Genomic DNA, 21280 nt, shown 5'->3' on the forward strand with positions numbered 1-21280 from the left:
AATGCTGGTATGCGGTGCCGCCTCAGCGCAAGGGGACAATGTCCTCCACACCCAGCCGTGCGGCGTCGGCGGATTCGTCGTCCGGCTGCTGCTGGCTCAGCCGTTCAGCTTCAACGCGTGCTATGTAGTGCTTTATTTCGCTTTCGCGTTGTACATCGCTCCAGCCAAGGACTTCGCCCATAAGTTTAGCGACAACCGGCACCGCCGATACACCACGGTCCCAGGCCTCGATGGAGATGCGTGTCCGCCGGGTCAGCACGTCATGGACATGCCGGGCGCCCTCGTGGGTTGCGGCGTACACGGCTTCGGCCTGCAGGTAATCGTCAGCACCGGGTAACGGCTCTGCCAATTCGGGATTCCGGGCGATGATGTCCAGTACCTCCGGAGTCATGGACCCGTAGCGGTTCAGCAGGTGCTCCACCCGGGCCACGTGTACGCCGGACTCTTCGGCGGTCCTGCTCCTGCGGTTCCAGGCGGCCTTGAATCCGCCGGCACCGAGCAGCGGGATGGTTTCGGTGCAGCTCGCCGGGACCCGCTCATCCATGGTGCGGGTGGCCTCGTCCACTGCGTCCTTGGCCATAACCCGGTAGGTGGTCCATTTGCCGCCGGCCACCACCACCAGGCCCGGTACGGGGTGGGCCACGATGTGTTCACGCGACAGTTTCGCCGTGGAATCGTTCTCCCCCGCCAGGAGGGGGCGCAGTCCGGCGTAGACGCCTTCAACGTCCTCCCTGGTCAGCGGGCGTTTCAGGACCCGGTTGACGTGCTCGAGGATGTAGTCGATGTCCTTGCTGGAGGCCGCCGGGTGGGCCTTGTCTAGGTTCCACTCAGTGTCCGTGGTGCCGATGATCCAGTGCCTGCCCCACGGAATAACGAAGAGCACGGACTTTTCGGTGCGCAGGATCAGCCCAACCGTGGACTGGAACCGGTCGCGGGGCACTACGAGGTGGATGCCCTTGGACGCCCGGACTTTGAGCTGCCCCCGGTCCGTGACCATCGCCTGGGTTTCGTCAGTCCATACACCGGTGGCGTTGATGACCTGCTTGGCTTTGACGTTGAAGTGCGTACCGTCCTCGTGGTTGACCACTTTGGCCCCCACCACGCGTTCACCTTCCCGCAGGAAGTCCACCACCGCCATCTGGTTCACCGCATGGGCGCCGTAGTGTGCGGCCGTCCGGACGAGGTTTGCCACGTACTTGGCGTCATCCACCTGGCCGTCGTAATAGCGGATGGAGCCCACAAAGGCGTCTTTTTTCAGGCTGGGGGCGGCTCTGAGGGTGCCCCGCCTGCTGAGGTGCTTGTGGAACGGCACGCCGCGGCTGTGCCCGCCGCTAATGGACATGGCGTCATAGAGTGCGATCCCGGCGCCCACATAGGGCCGCTCGAGGAACGGTTTGGTCAGCGGATACAGGAACGGCACGGGCCGGGCCAGGTGCGGTGCCAGGACCGAAAGAATCAGGCCGCGTTCGTGCAGCGCTTCCTTCACCAGCCCGAAATCCAGCATCTCCAGGTAGCGCAGGCCGCCGTGGATCAGCTTGGAGGAACGCGACGACGTGCCGGCCGCCCAGTCGCTGGCCTCCACAATCCCCACACTGAGGCCTCGGGTCACGGCGTCCAGCGCCGCTCCGGCGCCCACGATGCCGCCGCCGACGATCAGGATGTCCAGTTCGTTGACGGGTTCCGAGGTAGCCCTGAGCCTGGCGATCGATGCTTCCCTGGCCGCGGGACCAAGGACCCCGCCTTCGTTTGGAACATTGTTCACTGAACGCCTCCCTTGCCGCTGCTGCCGGTAGTTAATCAACATTACTTCTTTGCTGCCCGGTTGGGCAGGGCAGGGTCCACCGACGGAGGCGCTCCGGATGACGTCAGCGGTATCCGCCGCTCACTGTTTGAGGCTGTCAGTTACCGGTGTATGGAGAAACTACGACGTCGACGCGCTGGAATTCCTTGAGGTCCGAATAGCCGGTGGTCGCCATCGAACGGCGGAGTGCGCCGATCAGGTTGGACGTGCCGTTGGTGTGATGGCCGGGCCCGAATAGCACCTCTTCGAGCGGTCCGACGGTGCCGACGTTGGCGCGGTCACCGCGGGGAAGCTCCAGGTGGTGGGCCTCCTGGCCCCAGTGCCAGCCCTTGCCGGGGGCTTCTTCGGCGCGGGCGAGGGCGCTGCCCAGCATCACGGCGTCGGCGCCCATGGCAATTGCCTTGACGATGTCACCTGAGGTGCCCATGCCGCCGTCGGCAATGACATGGACGTACCGTCCGCCGGACTCGTCCATGTAGTCACGGCGGGCGGCCGCGACGTCGGAGATGGCGGAAGCCATGGGCGAGTGGATGCCCAGGGCACGCCGGGTGGTGGCGGTGGCTCCGCCGCCGAAGCCGACCAGGACGCCGGCGGCGCCGGTGCGCATCAGGTGCAAAGCGGGCGTGTAGCCGGCCGCGCCGCCCACAATCACAGGGACGTCCAGTTCGTAGATGAACTGCTTGAGGTTCAGGGGTTCGTGGTCTTTCGAGACGTGCTCGGCTGACACTGTGGTGCCGCGGATGACGAAGATGTCGACGCCGGCAGCCACCACGGTTTTGTAGTGTTCCTGGGTGCGCTGCGGGGTCAGTGAGCCCGCCACCGTAACACCGGCGGCGCGGATCTCGGCGAGGCGGGAGGTGATCAGTTCCGGCTGGATGGGGGCACGGTACAGCTCCTGCATCCGGCCGGTCACCGCGGGGCTGTTGACCTCGTCCTGGAGGGCCGCGATCTCGTCAAGGATGGACTGCGGGTCCTCGTAGCGGGTCCAGAGGCCTTCGAGGTCCAGCACGCCGAGTCCGCCCAGCCGGCCCAAAGCGATGGCCGTCTCCGGGGACATGGCCGAATCCATGGGGGCGGCAATCACGGGCATGTCGAACTTGTAGGCATCGATCTGCCAGGAAACGGAAACGTCCTTGGGGTCGCGGGTACGACGGTTGGGGATAATCGCAATGTCATCCAGGGAGTAGGCACGACGCCCACGCTTGCCACGGCCGATCTCGATCTCGTAAGTCACTGCTCTAGGTTATCCTCCACGGCTGTCAACTGCGATTCGAACATCCTGAAGTAGCGGCCGCGCAAGGCCACCAGCTCCTTGTGCGTCCCCTGTTCCACAATCTGACCGTCTTCGAGCATGTAGACAATGTCGGCCTTCTCAATGGTGGCGAGCCGGTGGCTGATGGCAATGATGGTGCTGCTGCGGTCCGCGAACAGCCGGGTGAAGATCCGGTGCTCGGCCAGCGCGTCAATTGCAGATGTCGGCTCGTCCATCACCATGAAGGTGGCGTTGCGGTAGAAGTTCCGGGCCATCGCGAGCCGCTGCCACTGGCCGCCGGAGAGCCCGCTCCCCTTCCGGCCGCGCGGATCCTCCATCCAGTTGCTGACGTAGTTATCCAGGCCGTTAGGCAGCTTATTGATGAACTCCAACGCTTCGGCGTCGCTGGCCGCCCGGCGGATCCGTTCATCATCCCGGGGCGACTCGACGTCGCCAAAGCGGATGTTGTCGGCGGCAGTGGCGAACTCGTATTTCAGAAACTCCTGGCTCAGCACCGCCAGGTGGCGGTGCCAGGACTTCACGTCGACGGCGGCGAGATCGACGCCGTCGAGCATTACCTGCCCTGAGTCCGGCCGGTAGAGTCCGGCGAGGATTCGGATCAGGGTGGACTTTCCGGCCCCGTTCTCACCTACGACGGCGATGTGCTGCCCCTCGTGGATGGTCATGTTGATGCCGCGGATCACCTCGGTGTCGCTGCCTGTGTAGGTGAAGCGGATGTCGCGCAGTTCCACTGTGTTGGGTGCCTGCAGCAGCGGCGGCGAATGGTCCGAATGCACGTGCATGGCCATGAACAGCTCGTAGTCCTTGAGATTGGCGAGGTCCTCGTCAATCGAACTGAGGGAGGAGACCAGGCTGTTGGCTGTGGACAATGCGCGGCTGACGATCTGCTGGACATAGAGGAACTGGCCAACAGGCTGGGCGCGGGCGATGATCTGGCCCACCACCCAGATCAGGGAGATCACCTCGGCGCCGTACTGCAGGGCATCGGCGGCGAGTTGCTTGGGAATGTAGCGCTTCTGGAAGTCCAGGCGGCGCCGCTCATCAGCATCGCGCAGCCGGGAGCGGAGATCCATCAGGTAACGGACAATCCCGTAGAGCCGCATCTCGGCGATGTGCTGCGGGCGGAGCAGGTTGGTTTCGATCATCCGCCGCTGCCGGCGGGAGTCCACCTGCGTGTTCCAGTGGGCGATCTGTTCGCGCGAGAGCTTGAACTGCAGGTAGACGCTGGGCACGATGGCCACCAGGACAATCACCGCAATCCACCAGCTGACCAGAAGCAGGGCTCCCACGGCCAGGATCACCGAGACCAGCTGGGTGAAGATGGCCGCGATCCGGTCCAGCACGCGCGCATAGGAATCGGAGAACCGCTTGGCCCGGTCGTAGAGGTCGACGGTTACTTTGTCGTCGTACCACCAGAACTCCAGGGCCAGGAAGCGCTCATACATCTGGTCGCCCACAATGGCGCCCACCTTGAAGCTCATGAGCTGCTGAATGAAGCGGTCCACGCTGCTGAAGCCGCCCCAGAAGAGCCCCAGGGCAGCCGTGATGATGACGTACACAATGGCCTGCTGGCCTGCTGCGGAATCACCGGAGTAGGCGGCCGCCAGCGCCGTGGTGGTCAGCGCTGCGAAGTAGGTGGTCACCAACGGCAGCGTCGCCGAAATGAGCGAACCGACTACTTTCATCACGACGGCGGCTGGCGAGGCCCGGAAGCTGACCCGCAGCACCTGCGCCACAGCCCGGGCGTACGGCTTCAGGGCCAACCGCCGCTGAGGGTCCTTTTTTTGGTTCAGCTCGGCGGGATGGCGTGGATGGGACATGGCTTCAGCCTAGTTCCCAGCTGTGGACCCACGCCGGTGGGGATTAGCGCGAACCGTAGTTCGGGGCCTCCACAGTCATCTGGATGTCGTGCGGGTGCGATTCCTTGAGGCCGGCCGGGGTGATGCGGACGAACTTACCGCGGGCTTTGAGCTCCGGGATGGTTGGCGCGCCGGTGTAGAACATGGTCTGGCGGAGGCCGCCGACCAGCTGGTACGCCACTGAGGCGAGCGGGCCGCGGTAAGCGACGCGGCCTTCGATGCCCTCGGGGATGAGCTTGTCATCACCGGAGACGTCCGCCTGGAAGTAGCGGTCCTTGGAATAGGACGTATTCTTGCCGCGGGACTGCATGGCGCCCAGCGATCCCATGCCGCGGTAGCTCTTAAACTGCTTGCCGTTGACGAAGATGAGCTCGCCCGGGGACTCATCGCACCCGGCCAGGAGGGAACCCAGCATGACGGTGTCGGCGCCGGCAACCAGCGCCTTGCCGATGTCGCCCGAGTACTGCAGGCCGCCGTCGGCGATCAACGGTACGCCGGCAGGGATGGCTGCCTTTGCGGACTCGTAAATGGCGGTGATCTGCGGGACACCCACGCCGGCCACCACGCGGGTGGTGCAGATGGAGCCGGGGCCCACGCCCACCTTAATGCCGTCGGCACCGGCGTCGATGAGGGCCTGGGCGCCTTCGCGGGTGGCAGCCTGGCCGCCGATGATGTCCACGTGCGCCGTAACGGGATCGGACTTCAGGCGGCGGATCATGTCCAGCACACCCTGGGAGTGGCCGTTGGCGGTGTCAACGAACAATGCGTCCACGCCGGCGTCGACGAGTGCCATGGCGCGTTCCCAGCCGTCACCGAAGAAGCCGATGGCGGCACCTACGCGGAGCCTGCCCTCGTCATCCTTCGTGGCCAGCGGGTACTGCTCTGCTTTGGTGAAGTCCTTGGTGGTGATGAGGCCCTTGAGCCGCCCCTGCTCGTCAACGAGCGGAAGCTTTTCGATCTTGTTTGTGGCCAGCTTATGGGAGGCTTCCTCACGGCTGATGCCCACATGACCGGTGATCAGCGGCATCTTGGTCATGACGTCGCTGACCAGCCGCAGCGGGAAGTCGGCTTCGGGCACAAAACGGGTGTCGCGGTTGGTGACAATGCCGAGGAGCCGCATGCCCTCGTCCACAACGGGGAGTCCGGAAACCCGGTACTGCGAACAGATCTCATCCAGTTCCGCCAGCGTTGCTTCAGGGCCGATGGTCAGCGGGTTGGTGATCATCCCGGACTCGCTGCGCTTCACGCGATCCACCTGGTCCGCCTGGTCCTGGATGGACAGGTTGCGGTGGATCACACCGAGGCCGCCCTGGCGCGCCATGGCAATCGCCATCCGGGATTCGGTGACCGTGTCCATAGCGGCTGACAGCAGCGGTGTGTGGACGGTGATCCGCTTCGAAATCCGCGATGACGTGTCAGCCTCGGACGGGATGACATCCGTGTGGCCCGGAAGGAGCAGGACGTCGTCGTAGGTCAGGCCGATGAAGCCGAAAGGATTGTGCTCGGGCTGGGTCATGAGTGCGCCTCTTACCTTGGTTATGGGGTCACGGGTAGGGGTTGCAGCTAATGACCAGCCCGTCATTACGGGACTGGTCCGTGCAGGGCCTTAGTACATGCGGGTGCCTCATGCGCGGACACCGTGCAGAAAGCTTTGAATAAATATTAGAACCTCGACGCCGATCCCCCTATTCCGGGAGTCCATTGTGAGCAACGGCACGCAGGGCGCACGTCAGTTCCAGCCCGTCGCCGCCAGCAGCCGGTCCTCAAACATGGGAATCATGCTTTCCACATACGTCCTGCTGAGGTGGTTGTCGTCCTTGTACACGTAGACGTTGCCTACCACTGCCGGGCAGATACCGCCGGCGCAGATGAAGTCGCTAAGGTCCATCAGGTACAACCCGTCCACTTTCCCGCGGTAACTCTCCAGCGGGGACGGCTCCGCCAGCGATTCGTTCAGCGGCGGGTTGCAGGCCGGGGCGTCCGCGCTGTGGCGCTGGACGCACTCGGGCATGTTGATGGTGAAGCGCGGGTTGTCCCGGATGCCGACGATCTCTATGCCGGCGTCCGCGATGGGCTGGATTCCTTCGAGGTACGCGGGCACCTCGGTCTCGAACGGTGCTTCCTCATGAGTCAGGGTGGCCACGGTGAAGACGGCATCGGGCCGGTGTTCCAGCACGTACGCTGCGCTGGCCCGGTTGTAGGCGTTGCACTCGGCGTTCCGGGTCTCGGATTCGGCCCCGAACCGGCAGGCCGGCATCAGCAGGGTGACCAGCTCCCAGCCGCGGGCTTCGGCGATGGGAGCCAGGGCGGCAAGATACTGCTGGGCATGGGAGTCGCCCAGGACAACGATCCGTTTGGTGGGGTCGCCTTCGGGGAGCGCCTGCCGGCACCCTTCCAACACAGGGTCTTCGGTGGCGTTGGGACCGACGCAGGGCGCATCTATGCCGGCCCAGTCGTTGTCCAGCGCCGCGGGCCCCGGAATGATCCTCCCCTGCGGCGCGGACGCCCCGGCGTTGCCGGGGGCCAGCATGGCGGCTCCCGGCGTCAGCTCGCGGGGCTGGGCGGCAGTGGCGGCTTCCTCCGCTGTGAGGCTCGTCTGCCAGACCGCCACCGGTCCGGCCAGCAGGGCACAGCTGGCGACGACGACGACGGCGGTGCGCCAGGTGCGCACCTGCGGCCAGCGCCACTCCCGGAGGGGTTTTTCCACAAAGCGGGTGGTGAGGACGGCCAGGAACACCGAGGCGGCGATGATTGCCGCGCCCTGGATGAGGGTGGGCGCCTCGACGCCGGTAGCTGCCAGGGCAAGCACCAGGACGGGCCAGTGCCACAGGTAGAGGGCGTAGGAGTTGTCGCCCAGCGAGACCAGCGGCTTCCAGCTCAGGAGACGGTCCACGCCGTACGGGCTCCCGCTTTGTCCAGCCACGATGATCGCCGCGGCAGCCAGCGTGGGCCACAGTGCCACGAAACCGGGGAACGCCCGGTCCACGGTCAGCAACAGACCGCAGGAGACCATGGCCACCAGGCCGGCCCAGCCGAGCACCACACGCAGGAGTTTCCCTGGTTTCACGTACGGCAGGACAAGCGCCAGCAGCGAGCCCAGCGCGAATTCCCAAAGCCGCGTCCGGGTGTCGAAGTAGGCGTACGCCTGGTTCGTGGCCGTCTGGTCAACAGAGAACGCGAGCGAGGCAACGAGGATCCCGGCGAACGCGGCTGCCACTACGGCCCGATAGCTGGCGTTGTACCGGTGCCGGAGGAGCCGCCACAGTACAGCGGAAGCGGCAAAGACGAGCGGCCACAGGATAAAGACCTGCCCTTGGATGGACAGGGACCAGAAGTGCTGGAGGGGGCTCGCCGCGGCGTGGTCCTGGGCGTAGTAGTCCACGGCGGTGTCCGCCAGCAGCCAGTTCTGCCGGTACAGCAGCGCCGCCCAGGCCTGATCCAGGATGACGGGCCAGCGGCCTTGCGGGAGGATGAGCCAGGTGCCTGCCAGGACCCCGAGGATTACCACGACGGCGGCGGGCAGCAGCCGTTTGAAGAGGTGCAGCCAGTGCCGGAGGAGATTGAGGGAGGCCCCGGCTTCCACCTTCCGGACGAAGGACAGCGTCAGCAGGAAGGCCGAGATCAGGAGGAAGACATCCACCCCGCCGGACACCCGGCCAAGCCACACATGGTAAGTCACCACCATCAGTACGGCGAGCGCGCGGAGGCCCTGGACTTCGGGACGGAACGTCAGTTTCCGGACGGGCGTCCGCGTGCCGGTCTTTGCGTCCAGCGCAGGGCGCGGGGCAGCCTCGGCTGGTGCACTGGACACAGAGACCTCTCCAAGCGGGTAAGCAAAGCATCAAGCCTACGGAGCCGCAGGGCCGATGGCCAATCAGGGTCCGGTCCCGTGGGGCATTTCAGGTCGCTGCGCGTGCCGCTGCGCGGCGGGACGGAACAGGTATCCGCGCCCTACGAACGCAACAGCGCCCGGAGCGTCTGAATGGTGTCGGCCTCCGCCGCCGTCTTGTCGTCGCGGTAACGCTTGACGCGTGCGAACCTCATCGCGATTCCGCCCGGATACCGCGAGGATTGCTGCACGCCGTCGATCGCGATCTCAACCACCGTGATGGGCTCAACCCAGACGGTGCCCGCCGTTCGCCGCACCTCAAGCTCCTGGAACCTCTCGGTCTGCCAGCGCAGCAGCGCGTCGGTGAGTCCTTTGAAGGTCTTGCCCACCATTACGTAGCCGCCGGGTTCGCCGAACTCGCCGGTCGGGTCGAGGGCTCCCAGGTGCAGGTTCGAAAGCAGCCCGGTGCGGCGTCCCGATCCCCATTCGCAGGCGAGCACCACCAGGTCGTAGGTGAGCACCGGTTTCACTTTGATCCAGTTGGAGCCACGCCGGCCGGCCGCGTAGGCCGATCCGACCGCCTTCACCACCACGCCCTCATGGCCCGCGGCCAGCGCATCGCGCGAGACCCTCTCAGCAACGGCCGCATCCGCCGTGATCTCCCCCGGGATCCGGTACCCGGGGGCGATGTGCTCGAGCACGCCGATGCGCGTCGACAGCGGCTCCTCAAGCAGGTCGCGCCCGTCAATGTGCAGCACGTCGAAGAACCACGGATGCAGCACTGTAGCGCGCACCGCATCCGCCCCGAACCGCGACATGGTCTCCTGGAACGGTCGGGGGCCGCCGTCCTCGTCGAGGGCGAGGGTCTCGCCGTCGAGGATCACATCACGTACCGGCAGTCCGCGCACCACCTCCACCACCTCGGGCAGCCTGTGGGTCACCTCGGCCAGGGTGCGCGTGTAAATGCGCACATGGTCGCCGGCGCGATGCACCTGGATGCGCGCCCCGTCGAGCTTGTATTCCACGGATGCTTCCCCTGTTACCTCAAGCGCCGCGCTGGCACTGGCCGCCGTTCCGGCGAGCATGGGCTGCACGGGACGGCCGACGACGAGGCCCACGTCGTCAAGCTCGGCCGCCGTACCCGTGATGGCCAGCAGGGCGGTTTCGCCGAGATTGCCGGAGAGCATCGCGGCGCGGCGTACGGCGTCGACGGGCCGATCGGCGGCGCGGGCAACAGCATCCGTCAGCACACCCTCAAGCGCACCCGTTCGCAGTTCACCGAGCAGCACGCCGGCGATGAAGGCCTGTTCACGCTCTGTTGCCGCCGCAGTGACCATCCGGAGGGTCGCGGCGCGCTCCGCGGCTGATCCAGCGCCTGAGGTGGCAAGCAGCCGGTCCAGCGCAGCGTCGAGGTCGGACACCGTCAGGCTCGGCTCAGCGGCCGGCTCTCCCATGGCTGCCGTCATGCCGCGCCAGCCGATGCCGACGCGGCCTTGCCGAGGCTGGGCGATAAGCAAGCCGACGGCCGTCGCGATGTCCACTGGCTCGAGCCTGCGCAGGAGATCGGCCAGTGCGTCGACCTTCGCGAGCCGGGAGCGGGTGGACGCGACGGTATCCGAGGTTTTCACGAGCTCATCGAGCAACATGGCATCAGTCTGCCACGTTCGGCAGCGGCGTCCTCCTCCATTCGCTGCCATGAAACGCACGGACATGCCGGGCGCATAGGGCGGCAAAGCGGGCCGCAGGTGAGCTGTGAGCACAAAAACCGGCCCAGCCGAGGCTGGACCGGTTCTTTATGAGGAGACGCGGGAACTAGTGGCTGTGGCCTGCGTGCTCGTCTTCGTTTGCGGGCTTCTCCACTACGAGGGTCTCGGTGGTGAGAACCAGCGCAGCGATGGATGCCGCGTTGCGCAGGGCTGCACGGGTGACCTTGACCGGGTCGATGACACCGGCGGCGATCAGGTCCTCGTACTCACCCGTCTTGGCATTGAAGCCATTGTTGGTTTCGAGTTCGGCAACCTTGGCGGTGACAACGTAGCCGTCGAAACCGGCGTTCTGGGCGATCCAGCGAAGCGGCTGCACCAGCGCGCGGCGGACGATGCCCACAGCAGCGGCGGCGTCGCCTTCGAGGGCCTTGACTGCAGGATCCTCGTCGAGGGCCTTCAGTGCGTGGATCAGAGCGGAACCGCCACCGGCCACGATGCCCTCTTCGAGGGCGGCGCGGGTGGAGGACACTGCATCTTCGATGCGGTGCTTCTTTTCCTTCAGCTCAACTTCGGTGGCTGCGCCGACCTTGATGACGCCGATGCCGCCGGCCAGCTTGGCCAGGCGTTCCTGGAGCTTTTCCTTGTCCCAGTCGGAGTCGGTGCGGGTCAGCTCGGCGCGCAGCTGGGAAACCCGGGCTGCGACGTCTTCTGCGGAACCGGCGCCGTCAACGATGGTGGTGTTGTCCTTGGTGACCGTGATGCGGCGGGCGGTACCCAGCACCTCAAGGCCAACCGAATCCAGGCTGAGGCCCAGTTCCGCGGAGATGACCTGCGCACCGGTGAGGGTGGCAATGTCCTGCAGCATGGCCTTGCGGCGGTCGCCGAAGCCCGGAGCCTTGACGGCAACAACGTTCAGGGTGCCGCGGATGCGGTTGACGATCAGCGTGGACAGGGCCTCGCCCTCAACGTCTTCCGCAATGATGAAGAGCGGCTTGGAGCTCGCCAGCGCCTTCTCCAGCAGCGGCAGGAAGTCCTGCACTGAGGAGATCTTGCCCTGGTTGATCAGGATAAGGGCGTCCTCGAGGACGGCTTCCTGGCGTTCGGAGTCGGTCACGAAGTACGGGGACAGGTAGCCCTTGTCGAACTGCATGCCTTCGGTGAGGACCAGCTCGGTCTGCGTGGTGGAGGACTCCTCGATGGTGATCACACCATCCTTGCCGACCTTGCCAAATGCCTCGGCGAGGAGCTCGCCGATTTCGTCGCTCTGGGCCGAGATGGCTGCCACGCTGGCAACCTGGGTGCCTTCAACCGGGCGTGCGTTCTCGAGCAGGCGGGCTGCAACGGCTTCTACGGAAACTTCGATGCCACGCTTGATCTGGCCAGGGGCGGCGCCCGCCGCAACGTTGCGCAGGCCTTCCTTGACCAGGGCCTGGGCGAGCACGGTGGCCGTGGTGGTGCCGTCGCCGGCGACATCGTTGGTCTTCGTGGCGACTTCCTTAGCCAGCTGCGCGCCAAGGTTTTCGTACGGGTCATCAAGCTCAATTTCGCGCGCGATGGTGACGCCGTCGTTGGTGATGGTGGGTGCCCCCCACTTTTTGTCGAGGACAACGTTGCGGCCGCGGGGGCCGAGCGTCACCTTGACAGTGTTGGCGAGCTTATCGATGCCGGCTTCAAGCGACCGGCGGGCAGCGTCGTTAAACGCAAGCTGCTTTGCCATGGTTTTGTCCTTTCAAGACAGAACCCCGCACAGCTGACCAGCGGAATGCATGATCAGCGGCACGGGGATCCAAAGAGTTACTTTACGACGATCGCCAGAACGTCGCGGGCGGACAGCACGAGGTACTCGTTGCCACCGGTCTTGACTTCGGTTCCACCGTACTTGGAGTAGATAACAACGTCGCCAACGGCTACGTCGACAGGGACGCGGTTGCCGTCTTCGAAGCGGCCGGGGCCTACTGCAACAACTTCACCCTCCTGCGGCTTCTCCTGTGCGGAGTCCGGGATAACCAGGCCGGAAGCCGTGGTCTGCTCGGCTTCGAGCGGGCGGACAACAATACGATCCTCAAGAGGCTTAATAGAGACCGACACTCGGACCTCTCCTTCTACGTCAGCGAAATTTGTGGACAGTTGAGCTGTTTCGCCGTGGCTGGCTAACCGTCGTCGCGGTGCCGGCAGCAGCCTGGCTGGCAGCTCGTCATGTGTTAGCACCCTCCTAGGGAGAGTGCTAATGATGACTCTATGTTTTGGTTAGCACTCGGTCAAGGCGAGTGCCAGAATTATGTCTCCGGCGAACAGCCTGTTACCGGCCGGTGAGGTCCTCGAGATCGACGTCCTCGTCGCCGTCGTCCCCTTCATCGGCTGTGCCCCGCCGCAGATACAGCACCACGGCGCCGCCCACGGCAGCCAGCAGTGAGACCACCAGCAGGATGATGCCGCCTACGCGTGCCCCGGCGTAGAGCCCGCGAATCTCCCCTGCTTCGTCCGTGGCGTCCTGGATGTTATTGCCGCCCACTGAGTAGACAGTGGCGTTGAACGTGTCCAGGAAGAAGATGATCACGAGCAGCGCAACGCAGACAACGGCCACTGCGGATCCTGCAATCAGCGCGGGGCGGGCGAACTTCACCAGGTCCGGTTTACTGGTTTGGGGTAGTCCGGACGGCTGGGTGCCTGCACTGTCTTCCATGCCTTCAACCCTAGCGGGATCTGGCCACCGGGCCACCTCCACTAGGCTTGAACCCATGGCTCAAGCACCGCAGGACCAGATCGCCCCACTGCTCACGAGCGAAGGCTGGGAGCTCCTGGCGTCCCTGGGCCCGTACCGGGAGGACAAGGCGTTCGAGCTCAACGCGGCCCTCCGCAAGGCCGGCCACTCCCCTGCATTGGTCTCCGCCGTCCTCACCCAGTCCCGGCTCCGCACCAAGGCCGAGCTGAAGTTCGGCGAGTTCGCCCGGAGCATGCTCTTCACGCAGGCCGGGCTGGAACAGGCCACGCGTCTTACGGTCGCGGCAAGGCATGCCGAGCGCTTTGCGCAGGCCGGCGTCCGCCATGTGGCCGACCTTGGGTGTGGCCTTGCCGCGGATTCCCTGGCCCTGGCCTCAATGGATATCACGGTCACGGCCGTGGAAATGGACGAAACCACCGCCGCCTGCGCCACGGTCAACCTGATCCCCTTCCCCAACGCCACGGTGGTGCATTCGGACGCCACCACCGTACCTTTGGACGGGGTCGACGGCGTCTGGCTGGATCCCGCACGCCGCGTCACCTCCACTTCGGGTACCAAGCGGATCTGGGATCCTGAGGCGTTCTCACCGCCCCTGTCATTTGTGGAATCACTCGCGGCCACCGGGCGCGCGGTTGGCGTCAAAATGGGCCCCGGCATGCCGCACGAGTCTGTTCCCGCTGGCTGCGAGGCGCAGTGGATATCGGTGGGCGGCGACGTCACCGAGGTGGCCCTGTGGTTCAACTCCGTGCGCCGGCCCGGAATCCGCCGGGCCGCGCTGCTGCTTGGCCCGCAGGGTGCCGCCGAGCTGACCAGCGCTGACGACTTCGACGGCGGTCCCGCGGCGCCGGTGGGTCCGGCGGAGGGCTACCTGTATGAGCCCGATGGTGCGGTGATCCGCGCCGGCCTGGTGGCCGACGTCGCGCTTCAATTGGGCGGGCACCTGCTGGACGAGCACATCGCCTACATCTGCGCTCCGGAACTGGTGGACACGCCCTTCGCCCGGGCGTACAAGGTCCTGGAGGTGATGCCGTACAACGTCAAGGCGCTCAAGGCCTGGGTGAAGGAGAACGGCATCACGGTGCTGGACATCAAAAAGCGCGGCACGTCGGTAACCCCGGAGGAACTGCGCAAGCAGCTGTTCGCCGGCAACAAAGGTGCCGGCAAGAAGGCCGGACAAAAAACAGCCACCCTGGTCCTGACCCGTATTGGGGAGGATCGGGTGGCCATCTCGGTGGAACCGGCCTGAGGCAGCGAACGCTCCCGAGACCGGGCCCTACTGGGCGCGCATAAAGTCTTCGGCGGCCCGGACCTGCTCGTCGGTGGGCCGCAGGCCGGTATAGAGCACAAACTGCTCGAGCGCCTGGATGGTGGCCACCTCGGCGCCCGTGATCACCTGTTTCCCGGCGGCCCGGGCGGCCTTGATCAGCGGCGTCTCGGCCGGTAGCGCCACAACGTCGAACACCACTTTGGCTGCCGCGATGGCATCTTCCGGGAAGGACAGGGAGTCCACCTCCGGACCGCCCGCCATACCAATGGGAGTGACGTTGATGATCAGGTCCGCGGTGCCGCCGTCGAGCGTTGCCCGCCACTGGAACCCGTACTGCTCAGCGAGCGCCCGGCCGGTGTCTTCGTTCCGGGCGATGACCGTGACGTCCGTGAAGCCGGCGTCGCGCAGGGCCGCGACGGTGGCCTTGGCCATGCCGCCGGCGCCCTGGACCAGCACCGAGTAATCCGCAGGGACGGCGTTGCCGGCGAGGAGCTGTTCGATGGCGGTGTAGTCGGTGTTGTAGGCCAACAGACGTCCGTCCGTGTTCACGATGGTGTTGACCGAATTTATGGCTTTGGCGGAGGGATCCAGCTCATCCACGAGGGCCATGACGTCCTCCTTGTACGGCATGGACACCGCGCAGCCGCGGATGCCCAGGCCCCTGACGCCGGCGATCGCCTGGGCCAGGTCGGTGGGGGCGAAGGCCTTGTAGATCCAGTTCAGATCCAGCTGGTCGTACAGGTGGTTGTGGAACCGCGTCCCATTATTGCTGGGCCGGGCCGACAGCGAAATACACAAGGTCATGTCTTTATTTAGAATGGGCACCTGTCCATTAAACCGCCGTTGACCGATTCGGCGATGTGATGCGGGCCAAGTTACGGGCAGCCTGTCCCGGCCGGATAGCTTCCGACGGCGGCGGGCAGCTTTCCCGGTGCAGTCGCCTTGCCTGCCAGCACGGCAACGAGGGCGTCAAAGGCACCCGGTGTCCGGCCGTAGAGCGCAATTTTCACCGGAGCGCTGGAATCCTGCAGCGGCCACGGCGCATCCAGTGCGACAGCGATATCGCCCCCGACCGGACGGCCGGCGTAACCGATGAGGCTGACCAGTGGGCCCGCCCCGGTGCCGAGCCCGGCCTTCGCCGCGGCAGCCTCAAACCGTGCCCTGTCTTGCGGTGATCCGCCCGCGATCCGGATGCTTCCCTGGACTATTGGCGCGCCGCAGTGTCCGGACAGAACTGTGACGGCGCCCGCGGAGACCCGCGCCGAGATATCGCCGCCGCTGCCGGGCGCTGCGCTGGCGGGGGCCGAGCCGGCGGGCGGCGAGGTGACGCGGCCGCGCCAAATCATCATGGTGGCCACCCGGATGGCTGCTTCGTCCAGGCGCGCCGCGGGCAGTGTTCGGGCCGCCACGGCGCTCACGATGGCCGTGTGGGCCTGCCCCACATCCGTCGGCATCAGCAGCAGGTCCGCGCCGGCAGCCAGCGCCGCCGTTGCTGCGGAGCCGCCAGGGTATTGCTTTTGGACTGCCCCCATATTGAGGGCATCGGTTACGGCCACACCCTTGAAACCCATGCCGCGCAAGGCAGCGTAGGCGGGGCCGGACAACGACGCCGGGACGCCCGGTTCCAGGGCCGGTACGGCGATGTGCCCGGTCATAACCATCGGCACACCGGCGACGATGGCTGCCCGGAACGGCTTCCAGTCCCGGGCCTCGAGCTCCGCAATGCCCGCGGGCTGCACCGGAAGTTCCTGGTGCGAGTCAACCGTCACGGAGCCGTGGCCCGGGAAGTGTTTGAGGGCCGGCAGGACGCCTGCCTCCTGCATGCCCTGTGAGAACCCCACTGCCAGCGCTCCCGCTGCGTCCGGGTTGCCGGACATTGACCGGGCACCGATGGTTGGATCTGCGGGGCCGATGGTCACGTCAGCAACGGGCGCGAAGGCCACGGTGAAGCCCAGCGACCCGACCTCCGCGGCCAGGCCGCGGCCTGCATCCTTGGCGAGCGGCACATTTGCGGCGGCTCCGTAGCTCAAGGCTGTTGGCCATTCGGTCAGGGGCGCACCGAGCCGCGCTACGATCCCGCCTTCCTGGTCGACGCCGATGAGCCCGGGCCAGGGCCTGCCGTCGGCTTTTGCGGCCTGGGCCAGCCGGGCGTTGACCGTCGCCATGGCGACCGGATCCGCCTGGCCGCGGGCGTCGAGCGGGACGTTGTCGCCCATGATGATGGACCCGGCCAGATGGAGGCGTTCAATGGTCGCGGCCTGGGCTTCGGCGTCGGTACCGGCATACAGCGGAATCAGCACCTGACCGGCTTTCTGCTCCACCGACATCGCCGCCACGGCGGCAGCGGCGGCATCCTGGTCCCGCTGTTCAGGGCCCCAGCCCAGCGGCAGCAGCCCGGTGTCAGGTGAAGGGGAAGCGGACGGAGGTGCCGTCGTCGGACGCTCTGATCCCGGGGTCGACGCCGGCGCGGGGCTGGAGGTCGCCGGGGTGGTGGTGGGAACCGCCGTGCAGGCCGTCGTAGCGGCCACGGCGGCGGCCGCGAAAAAGAGGGTGGATTTGTGAATACACTCACGGCTCCATATGAACAAGGCCATCAAGACGATGCTACCCCTGGACTAGACTTGAACGCGGCGCGTGCCCAGTGATATCCGAACAGTTAGGGGAACGCATGAAGATTGATTTCGCTTCATCGAAGCAATCAACTCTTGGTGTGGAATGGGAGCTGGCGCTGGTGGACGGCCAGACCGGTGAACTGGCATCGGTCGCCAACGAAGTGCTCAGCGGCGTGGTTGCCAAGCACCCCGAACTCAACGAAGACGACGAGCACCCGCACATCAAGCAAGAACTCCTGCTCAACACCGTTGAGCTGGTCACCGGCATCTGCGAAACTGCCGCCGAAGCCAAGGAGGACCTCAACCGGTCCCTGGCCGCGGTGCGCGAAATCACCGACCCCATGGGCGTGGAGGCTTTCTGCGCCGGCAGCCACCCGTTCAGCCCGCCGCAGCTGCAGCCCGTGACGGACAAAGCCCGGTACGCCAAGCTGATCGACCGTACGCAGTGGTGGGGCCGGCAAATGGTCATCTATGGTGTGCACGTCCACGTGGGCCTGGACCGGCGCGAAAAGGCACTCCCCGTCCTGGATGGCCTGGTCAACTACTTCCCGCACTTCCAGGCGCTCTCGGCGTCGAGCCCGTTCTGGGGCGGCGAGGACACCGGCTACGCGTCGCACCGCGCCCTGATGTTCCAGCAGCTGCCGACCGCGGGCCTGCCCTTCCAGTTCCCGTCCTGGGGCGAATACGAGTCCTACGTCCAGGACATGTTCACCACCGGCGTTATTGACACCCTGTCCGAGATCCGCTGGGACATCCGGCCGGTTCCCAACCTCGGCACCATCGAAATGCGCATCTGCGACGGCCTGGCCACCCTGGAGGAAGTGGGCGCGATTGCCGCCCTCACCCAGTGCCTGGTGGATGAATTCTCCACCACCCTGGACAACGGCGGCACCATCCCCACCATGCCGCCGTGGCACGTCCAGGAGAACAAGTGGCGTGCCGCCCGCTACGGCATGGAGGCCATCATCATCCTCGACGCCGCCGGCAACGAACGGCTGGTCACCGACCACCTCCTGGAGACCCTGAACCGGCTTGAGCCAGTGGCCGCGAAGCTCGGCTGCCCCGACGAACTGGCAGACGTCGAAAAGATCATCCGCCGCGGCGCAGGGTACCAGCGGCAGCGCCGGGTCGCTGCCGAGCACGGCGGCGACCTGCAGGCCGTGGTGCTGGACCTGGTCAAGCAGATGCGGAACGGGCCCACGGGGTAATCCCCACCCGTTGCTCTATCAGCGGGGCAGTCAGCTGGGCGGTCAGGCGGGGCGGTCAGGCGGGGAGTGACACCGCGGTGACCGGCATCGAGGAGTCGGGGGCGAAGCGGATGCCGCTGGGCCCGATCCCGGCCATCACCAGCTGGGCACCGAGGGCCGCCACCATGGCGCCGTTGTCCGTGCACAGCTCCAGCGGCGGCACATGGAGCTTGATTCCGGCGGACGCACAGCGCTGACCGGTGAGTTCCCGCAGCCTGGAGTTGGCGGCCACTCCCCCGCCTAAGAGAACGTCTTTGATGCCATGCTCGCGGCAGGCCAGGACGGCCTTGGACGTGATGACGTCCACCACCGCTTCCTGGAAGGCTGCGGCGACGTCGGCCACCGGCACCTCTTCGCCGCGGGCCTCGAACTGCTCGACGCACCGCGCCACTGCCGTCTTCAGGCCGCTGAAGGACCAGTCGTAGCGGTGCTTTCCCGGCTCCTCGGCGGTGCCCATGTACTTGGGCTGGCTGAGGCCGCGCGGGAAACGGATGGCTTTGGGGTTGCCGGTGCGGGCGAGCTTGTCGATGGCCGGGCCGCCCGGGTAGCCGAGGCCCAGGATGCGGGCCACCTTGTCGTAGGCTTCGCCGGCGGCGTCGTCGATGGTGCAGCCGAGGAGCTGGACGTCGCTGGTGATGCTGTCGATCTTCAGGATCTCGGTGTGCCCGCCGGAGACCAGCAGGGCACCCAGGTTCTCCGGGAGACGGCCGGCGTGGCCGAGCCCAACCGCAGCACCCGCAGCAGCACCGCCGTCGGGGTTTACGTCCAGCAGCCCGACGCCGACATGCGCCACCAGGTGGTTGATGGCATACAGCGGCTTGCCGGTGGCCACGGCCAAAGCCTTCGCGGCGCAGACCCCCACCATCAGGGCGCCTGCCAGCCCGGGGCCGGAGGTGACGGCAATGGCGTCCACGTCCTCCAGCGGCACGTCGGCGTCGGCCAGGGCCTGCCGCAGAGTGGGCACAAAGGCATCAAGGTGTGCGCGGGAGGCGATCTCGGGGATCACGCCGCCGAAGCGGACGTGCTCGTCCATCGAGGAGGACACCGTGTTGGTGAGCAGCGTGGTGCCGCGGACGATGCCCACACCGGTTTCGTCGCAGGAGGATTCGATGCCCAGCACCAGGGGCTGCGAGCGGTTCATGCTTTGCCTGCTTCTGTTGTGGGGTCCGGGGCCGCTGCCGGGTCGGCTGGTGCGGGGGCTGTGCCTTCGGGGACCAGTTGCAGCCGCATGATCAGGGCGTCAACGCCGTCGCGGTAATACCCGCGGCGGACATGGATCTGTTCGAAGCCGAACCGCACGTACAGCTGCTGCGCCCGGGGATTGTCCGCACGGACCTCCAGGAGGACGTCCGCTGCTCCCCGGTGCCGGGCTTCGTCAACCAGCCGGGTCAGGAGTGTTAAGCCGATACCCCTGCCTTCGAATTCAGGCACCACGGCGATGGTCTGGACATCCGCGACGGGCTCGATGCACATCAGGCCGGCGTACCCCACAATGTCCCCGCCACTTTCCGCCACCAGGTACCGGCGCGTTTCGTGCTGGGACAGTTCGGACAGGAACATGTGCAGCGGCCACGCGTCCGCCGGGAACAGCCGCTGCTCCAGAGCGTCCACTGCGGGCACGTCTTCGAGGGTCATATCCCGGATGACCACTCCGTCTGCGCTGGTAGGCATGCTCACAGGGCCCGCTTCCGTGGGCCGGGGACCTGGGCGTCCGACTCGCGGAGGTACAGGGGTGTGGAGTCGAGCAGTTGCCCGCCGGAGGCGAGCCTGGCCAGGGCGAACTGTCCGAGGTAGAGAGCGTCGGGCTGCTCGTTGCTGAAGCCCGGGTCGGCGCGCAGCACGTCACTGTAGAGTCCGGCGCCTGCGCCGTAGGCCGGGAGGTGCGGGAGGTCGGCGGCGAAGCTGACGTGCGGGCCGTCCTCGAGCTGCGGCAATTGGCCGTCGGCGAGACTGTACCGTGCCCAGTAAACTTCTTTGCGCCGGGCGTCCGTGACCACCAGGAATTCGGCCGCGGCATCAGTGGACTCTGCCACTTCCAGTGCCACAGCGTCCAGGCTCATCAGCCCGTACAGCGGTTTGTCCCAGACGAAGGCGAGCGTCCGGGCGGTTGCGATCCCCGAGCGCAGGCCGGTGAACGGGCCTGGGCCCACGCCTGTCACGATCGCGTCAATGTCCCGGCCGGTGACGCCGGCAGAAGCCAGCAGGTCCTCGATGCCGGGGGCCAGTACTTCGGCGTGGCTGCGGGTGTCCTCGGTGGAGAAGCTGGCCACAACGCCTTCAAGGGCGTCGTCCGAAACCAGCGCAGCACTGGCTACGGCGGAGGTGTCGATGGCAAGAATAAGCATCAGGGTGTCCCTTCGAAGGCCCCGCCCAGGGCAGGCATGGTGCTCCAGCGGGGACCGAAACCGCGCAGCACGATGGTGCGCGGCTCGTCGAGGTCCTCGGTGTCGAAGTCCAGGATTTCAGTGTGGGCGGGGTTGGGTTTCCGTTCCGCCGCGTCCGCCACCCCGTCCGGCCCGATCGGTTCCAGCCCGATCGCGCGGTGCAGGTCCACTTCCAGCCGGCTCTCGCTCAGGTGCTCCACCCGGCCGCGTCCCCACTCCACCACGGTCACGGCCGAGTCCAGCGTGTTTTCCAGGTCAATGTCGTCAATTTCCGACGCCGATCCCAGCCGGTACGCGTCCACGTGCACCAGGTCGGGGCCACCGGGCCGCGGGCCGTCGGGCAGGTTGGGGTGGATGCGGACCAGGACAAACGTGGGCGAGATGATGCCCGAGCGCACGCCCAGGCCTTCGCCGAGGCCCTGCGTGAAGGTGGTTTTCCCGGCACCCAGCTCGCCGGTCAGTACCACCAGGTCCCCGGCCTGCAGCTCCGCCCCCAGAGCGGCGGCGAGCGCGTGGGTCTGGTCCGCCGTCGTGACTCTCAGCGCCTCTTCCCAGTGGGGCATCTCTGCCGGCGCCATGC

General features: G+C 66.4%; 17 protein-coding genes. 2 read left to right on the forward strand and 15 right to left on the reverse strand.

What is annotated here, in order from left to right; translation table 11 throughout:
* Positions 1-22: 22 nt before the first annotated feature.
* The 9 genes from FYJ92_RS13475 to FYJ92_RS13515 all read right to left on the reverse strand — a co-directional run bounded on the left by FYJ92_RS13475 (position 23) and on the right by FYJ92_RS13515 (position 13151).
* Positions 23-1762, reverse strand: coding sequence for a glycerol-3-phosphate dehydrogenase/oxidase (locus FYJ92_RS13475; RefSeq protein ID WP_185261165.1), 1740 nt, complete (start codon positions 1760-1762; stop codon positions 23-25).
* A 136-nt stretch (positions 1763-1898) separates the two neighbouring features.
* A complete protein-coding gene (locus FYJ92_RS13480) occupies positions 1899-3035 on the reverse strand; it encodes a GuaB3 family IMP dehydrogenase-related protein (protein WP_185261166.1) in 1137 nt (378 codons plus the stop codon).
* Positions 3032-4894, reverse strand: coding sequence for an ABC transporter ATP-binding protein (locus tag FYJ92_RS13485; RefSeq protein WP_185261167.1), 1863 nt, complete (start codon positions 4892-4894; stop codon positions 3032-3034). The genes FYJ92_RS13480 and FYJ92_RS13485 overlap by 4 nt, the downstream gene beginning before the upstream one ends.
* Before the next feature lie 43 nt (positions 4895-4937).
* Positions 4938-6449 (reverse strand): IMP dehydrogenase, encoded by a 1512-nt coding sequence (gene guaB, locus FYJ92_RS13490; RefSeq protein ID WP_111906560.1) that lies wholly within the window; start codon positions 6447-6449, stop codon positions 4938-4940.
* A gap of 213 nt (positions 6450-6662) precedes the next feature.
* Positions 6663-8705 (reverse strand): acyltransferase family protein, encoded by a 2043-nt coding sequence (locus FYJ92_RS13495; protein ID WP_185263807.1) that lies wholly within the window; start codon positions 8703-8705, stop codon positions 6663-6665.
* Between the two features lie 179 nt (positions 8706-8884).
* Entirely contained in the window at positions 8885-10408 is a 1524-nt protein-coding gene (locus tag FYJ92_RS13500; RefSeq protein WP_185261168.1) for an ATP-dependent DNA ligase, read from the reverse strand.
* Positions 10409-10574: 166 nt separating this feature from the next.
* Entirely contained in the window at positions 10575-12185 is a 1611-nt protein-coding gene (gene groL / locus FYJ92_RS13505; protein WP_185261169.1) for a chaperonin GroEL, read from the reverse strand.
* A 77-nt stretch (positions 12186-12262) separates the two neighbouring features.
* A complete protein-coding gene (groES, locus tag FYJ92_RS13510) occupies positions 12263-12556 on the reverse strand; it encodes a co-chaperone GroES (RefSeq protein ID WP_056344177.1) in 294 nt (97 codons plus the stop codon).
* 211 nt (positions 12557-12767) lie between these two features.
* Positions 12768-13151, reverse strand: coding sequence for a hypothetical protein (locus tag FYJ92_RS13515; protein ID WP_185261170.1), 384 nt, complete (start codon positions 13149-13151; stop codon positions 12768-12770).
* 55 nt (positions 13152-13206) lie between these two features.
* Between FYJ92_RS13515 and FYJ92_RS13520 the strand changes: the two genes are divergently transcribed.
* Entirely contained in the window at positions 13207-14436 is a 1230-nt protein-coding gene (locus tag FYJ92_RS13520; RefSeq protein WP_185261171.1) for a class I SAM-dependent methyltransferase, read from the forward strand.
* Positions 14437-14463: 27 nt separating this feature from the next.
* Here FYJ92_RS13520 and FYJ92_RS13525 read toward each other — a convergent pair whose 3' ends face one another.
* A complete protein-coding gene (locus FYJ92_RS13525) occupies positions 14464-15261 on the reverse strand; it encodes a shikimate 5-dehydrogenase (protein ID WP_185261172.1) in 798 nt (265 codons plus the stop codon).
* 71 nt (positions 15262-15332) lie between these two features.
* Complete coding sequence (locus tag FYJ92_RS13530; RefSeq protein ID WP_185263808.1) at positions 15333-16784, reverse strand: glycoside hydrolase family 3 N-terminal domain-containing protein; 1452 nt, start codon at positions 16782-16784, stop codon at positions 15333-15335.
* Between the two features lie 341 nt (positions 16785-17125).
* Between FYJ92_RS13530 and FYJ92_RS13535 the strand changes: the two genes are divergently transcribed.
* Positions 17126-18277 (forward strand): glutamate--cysteine ligase, encoded by a 1152-nt coding sequence (locus FYJ92_RS13535; protein ID WP_185261173.1) that lies wholly within the window; start codon positions 17126-17128, stop codon positions 18275-18277.
* A gap of 55 nt (positions 18278-18332) precedes the next feature.
* Here the strand turns inward: FYJ92_RS13535 and tsaD are convergent, their stop codons facing one another.
* From tsaD to tsaE, 4 genes are read right to left on the reverse strand one after another with little or no spacing between them, the layout of a single operon-like run.
* Positions 18333-19457 (reverse strand): tRNA (adenosine(37)-N6)-threonylcarbamoyltransferase complex transferase subunit TsaD, encoded by a 1125-nt coding sequence (tsaD, locus tag FYJ92_RS13540; protein WP_255482081.1) that lies wholly within the window; start codon positions 19455-19457, stop codon positions 18333-18335.
* Entirely contained in the window at positions 19454-19987 is a 534-nt protein-coding gene (gene rimI, locus FYJ92_RS13545) for a ribosomal protein S18-alanine N-acetyltransferase (RefSeq protein WP_185261174.1), read from the reverse strand. The genes tsaD and rimI overlap by 4 nt, the downstream gene beginning before the upstream one ends.
* 2 nt (positions 19988-19989) lie before the next feature.
* Complete coding sequence (tsaB, locus tag FYJ92_RS13550; protein WP_185261175.1) at positions 19990-20661, reverse strand: tRNA (adenosine(37)-N6)-threonylcarbamoyltransferase complex dimerization subunit type 1 TsaB; 672 nt, start codon at positions 20659-20661, stop codon at positions 19990-19992.
* Positions 20661-21278 (reverse strand): tRNA (adenosine(37)-N6)-threonylcarbamoyltransferase complex ATPase subunit type 1 TsaE, encoded by a 618-nt coding sequence (gene tsaE / locus FYJ92_RS13555; protein ID WP_185263810.1) that lies wholly within the window; start codon positions 21276-21278, stop codon positions 20661-20663. The genes tsaB and tsaE overlap by 1 nt, the downstream gene beginning before the upstream one ends.
* Positions 21279-21280: the final 2 nt, after the last annotated feature.

The sequence above is a fragment of the Pseudarthrobacter sp. NBSH8 genome (genome assembly GCF_014217545.1).
Taxonomy (GTDB): Bacteria; Actinomycetota; Actinomycetes; order Actinomycetales; family Micrococcaceae; genus Arthrobacter.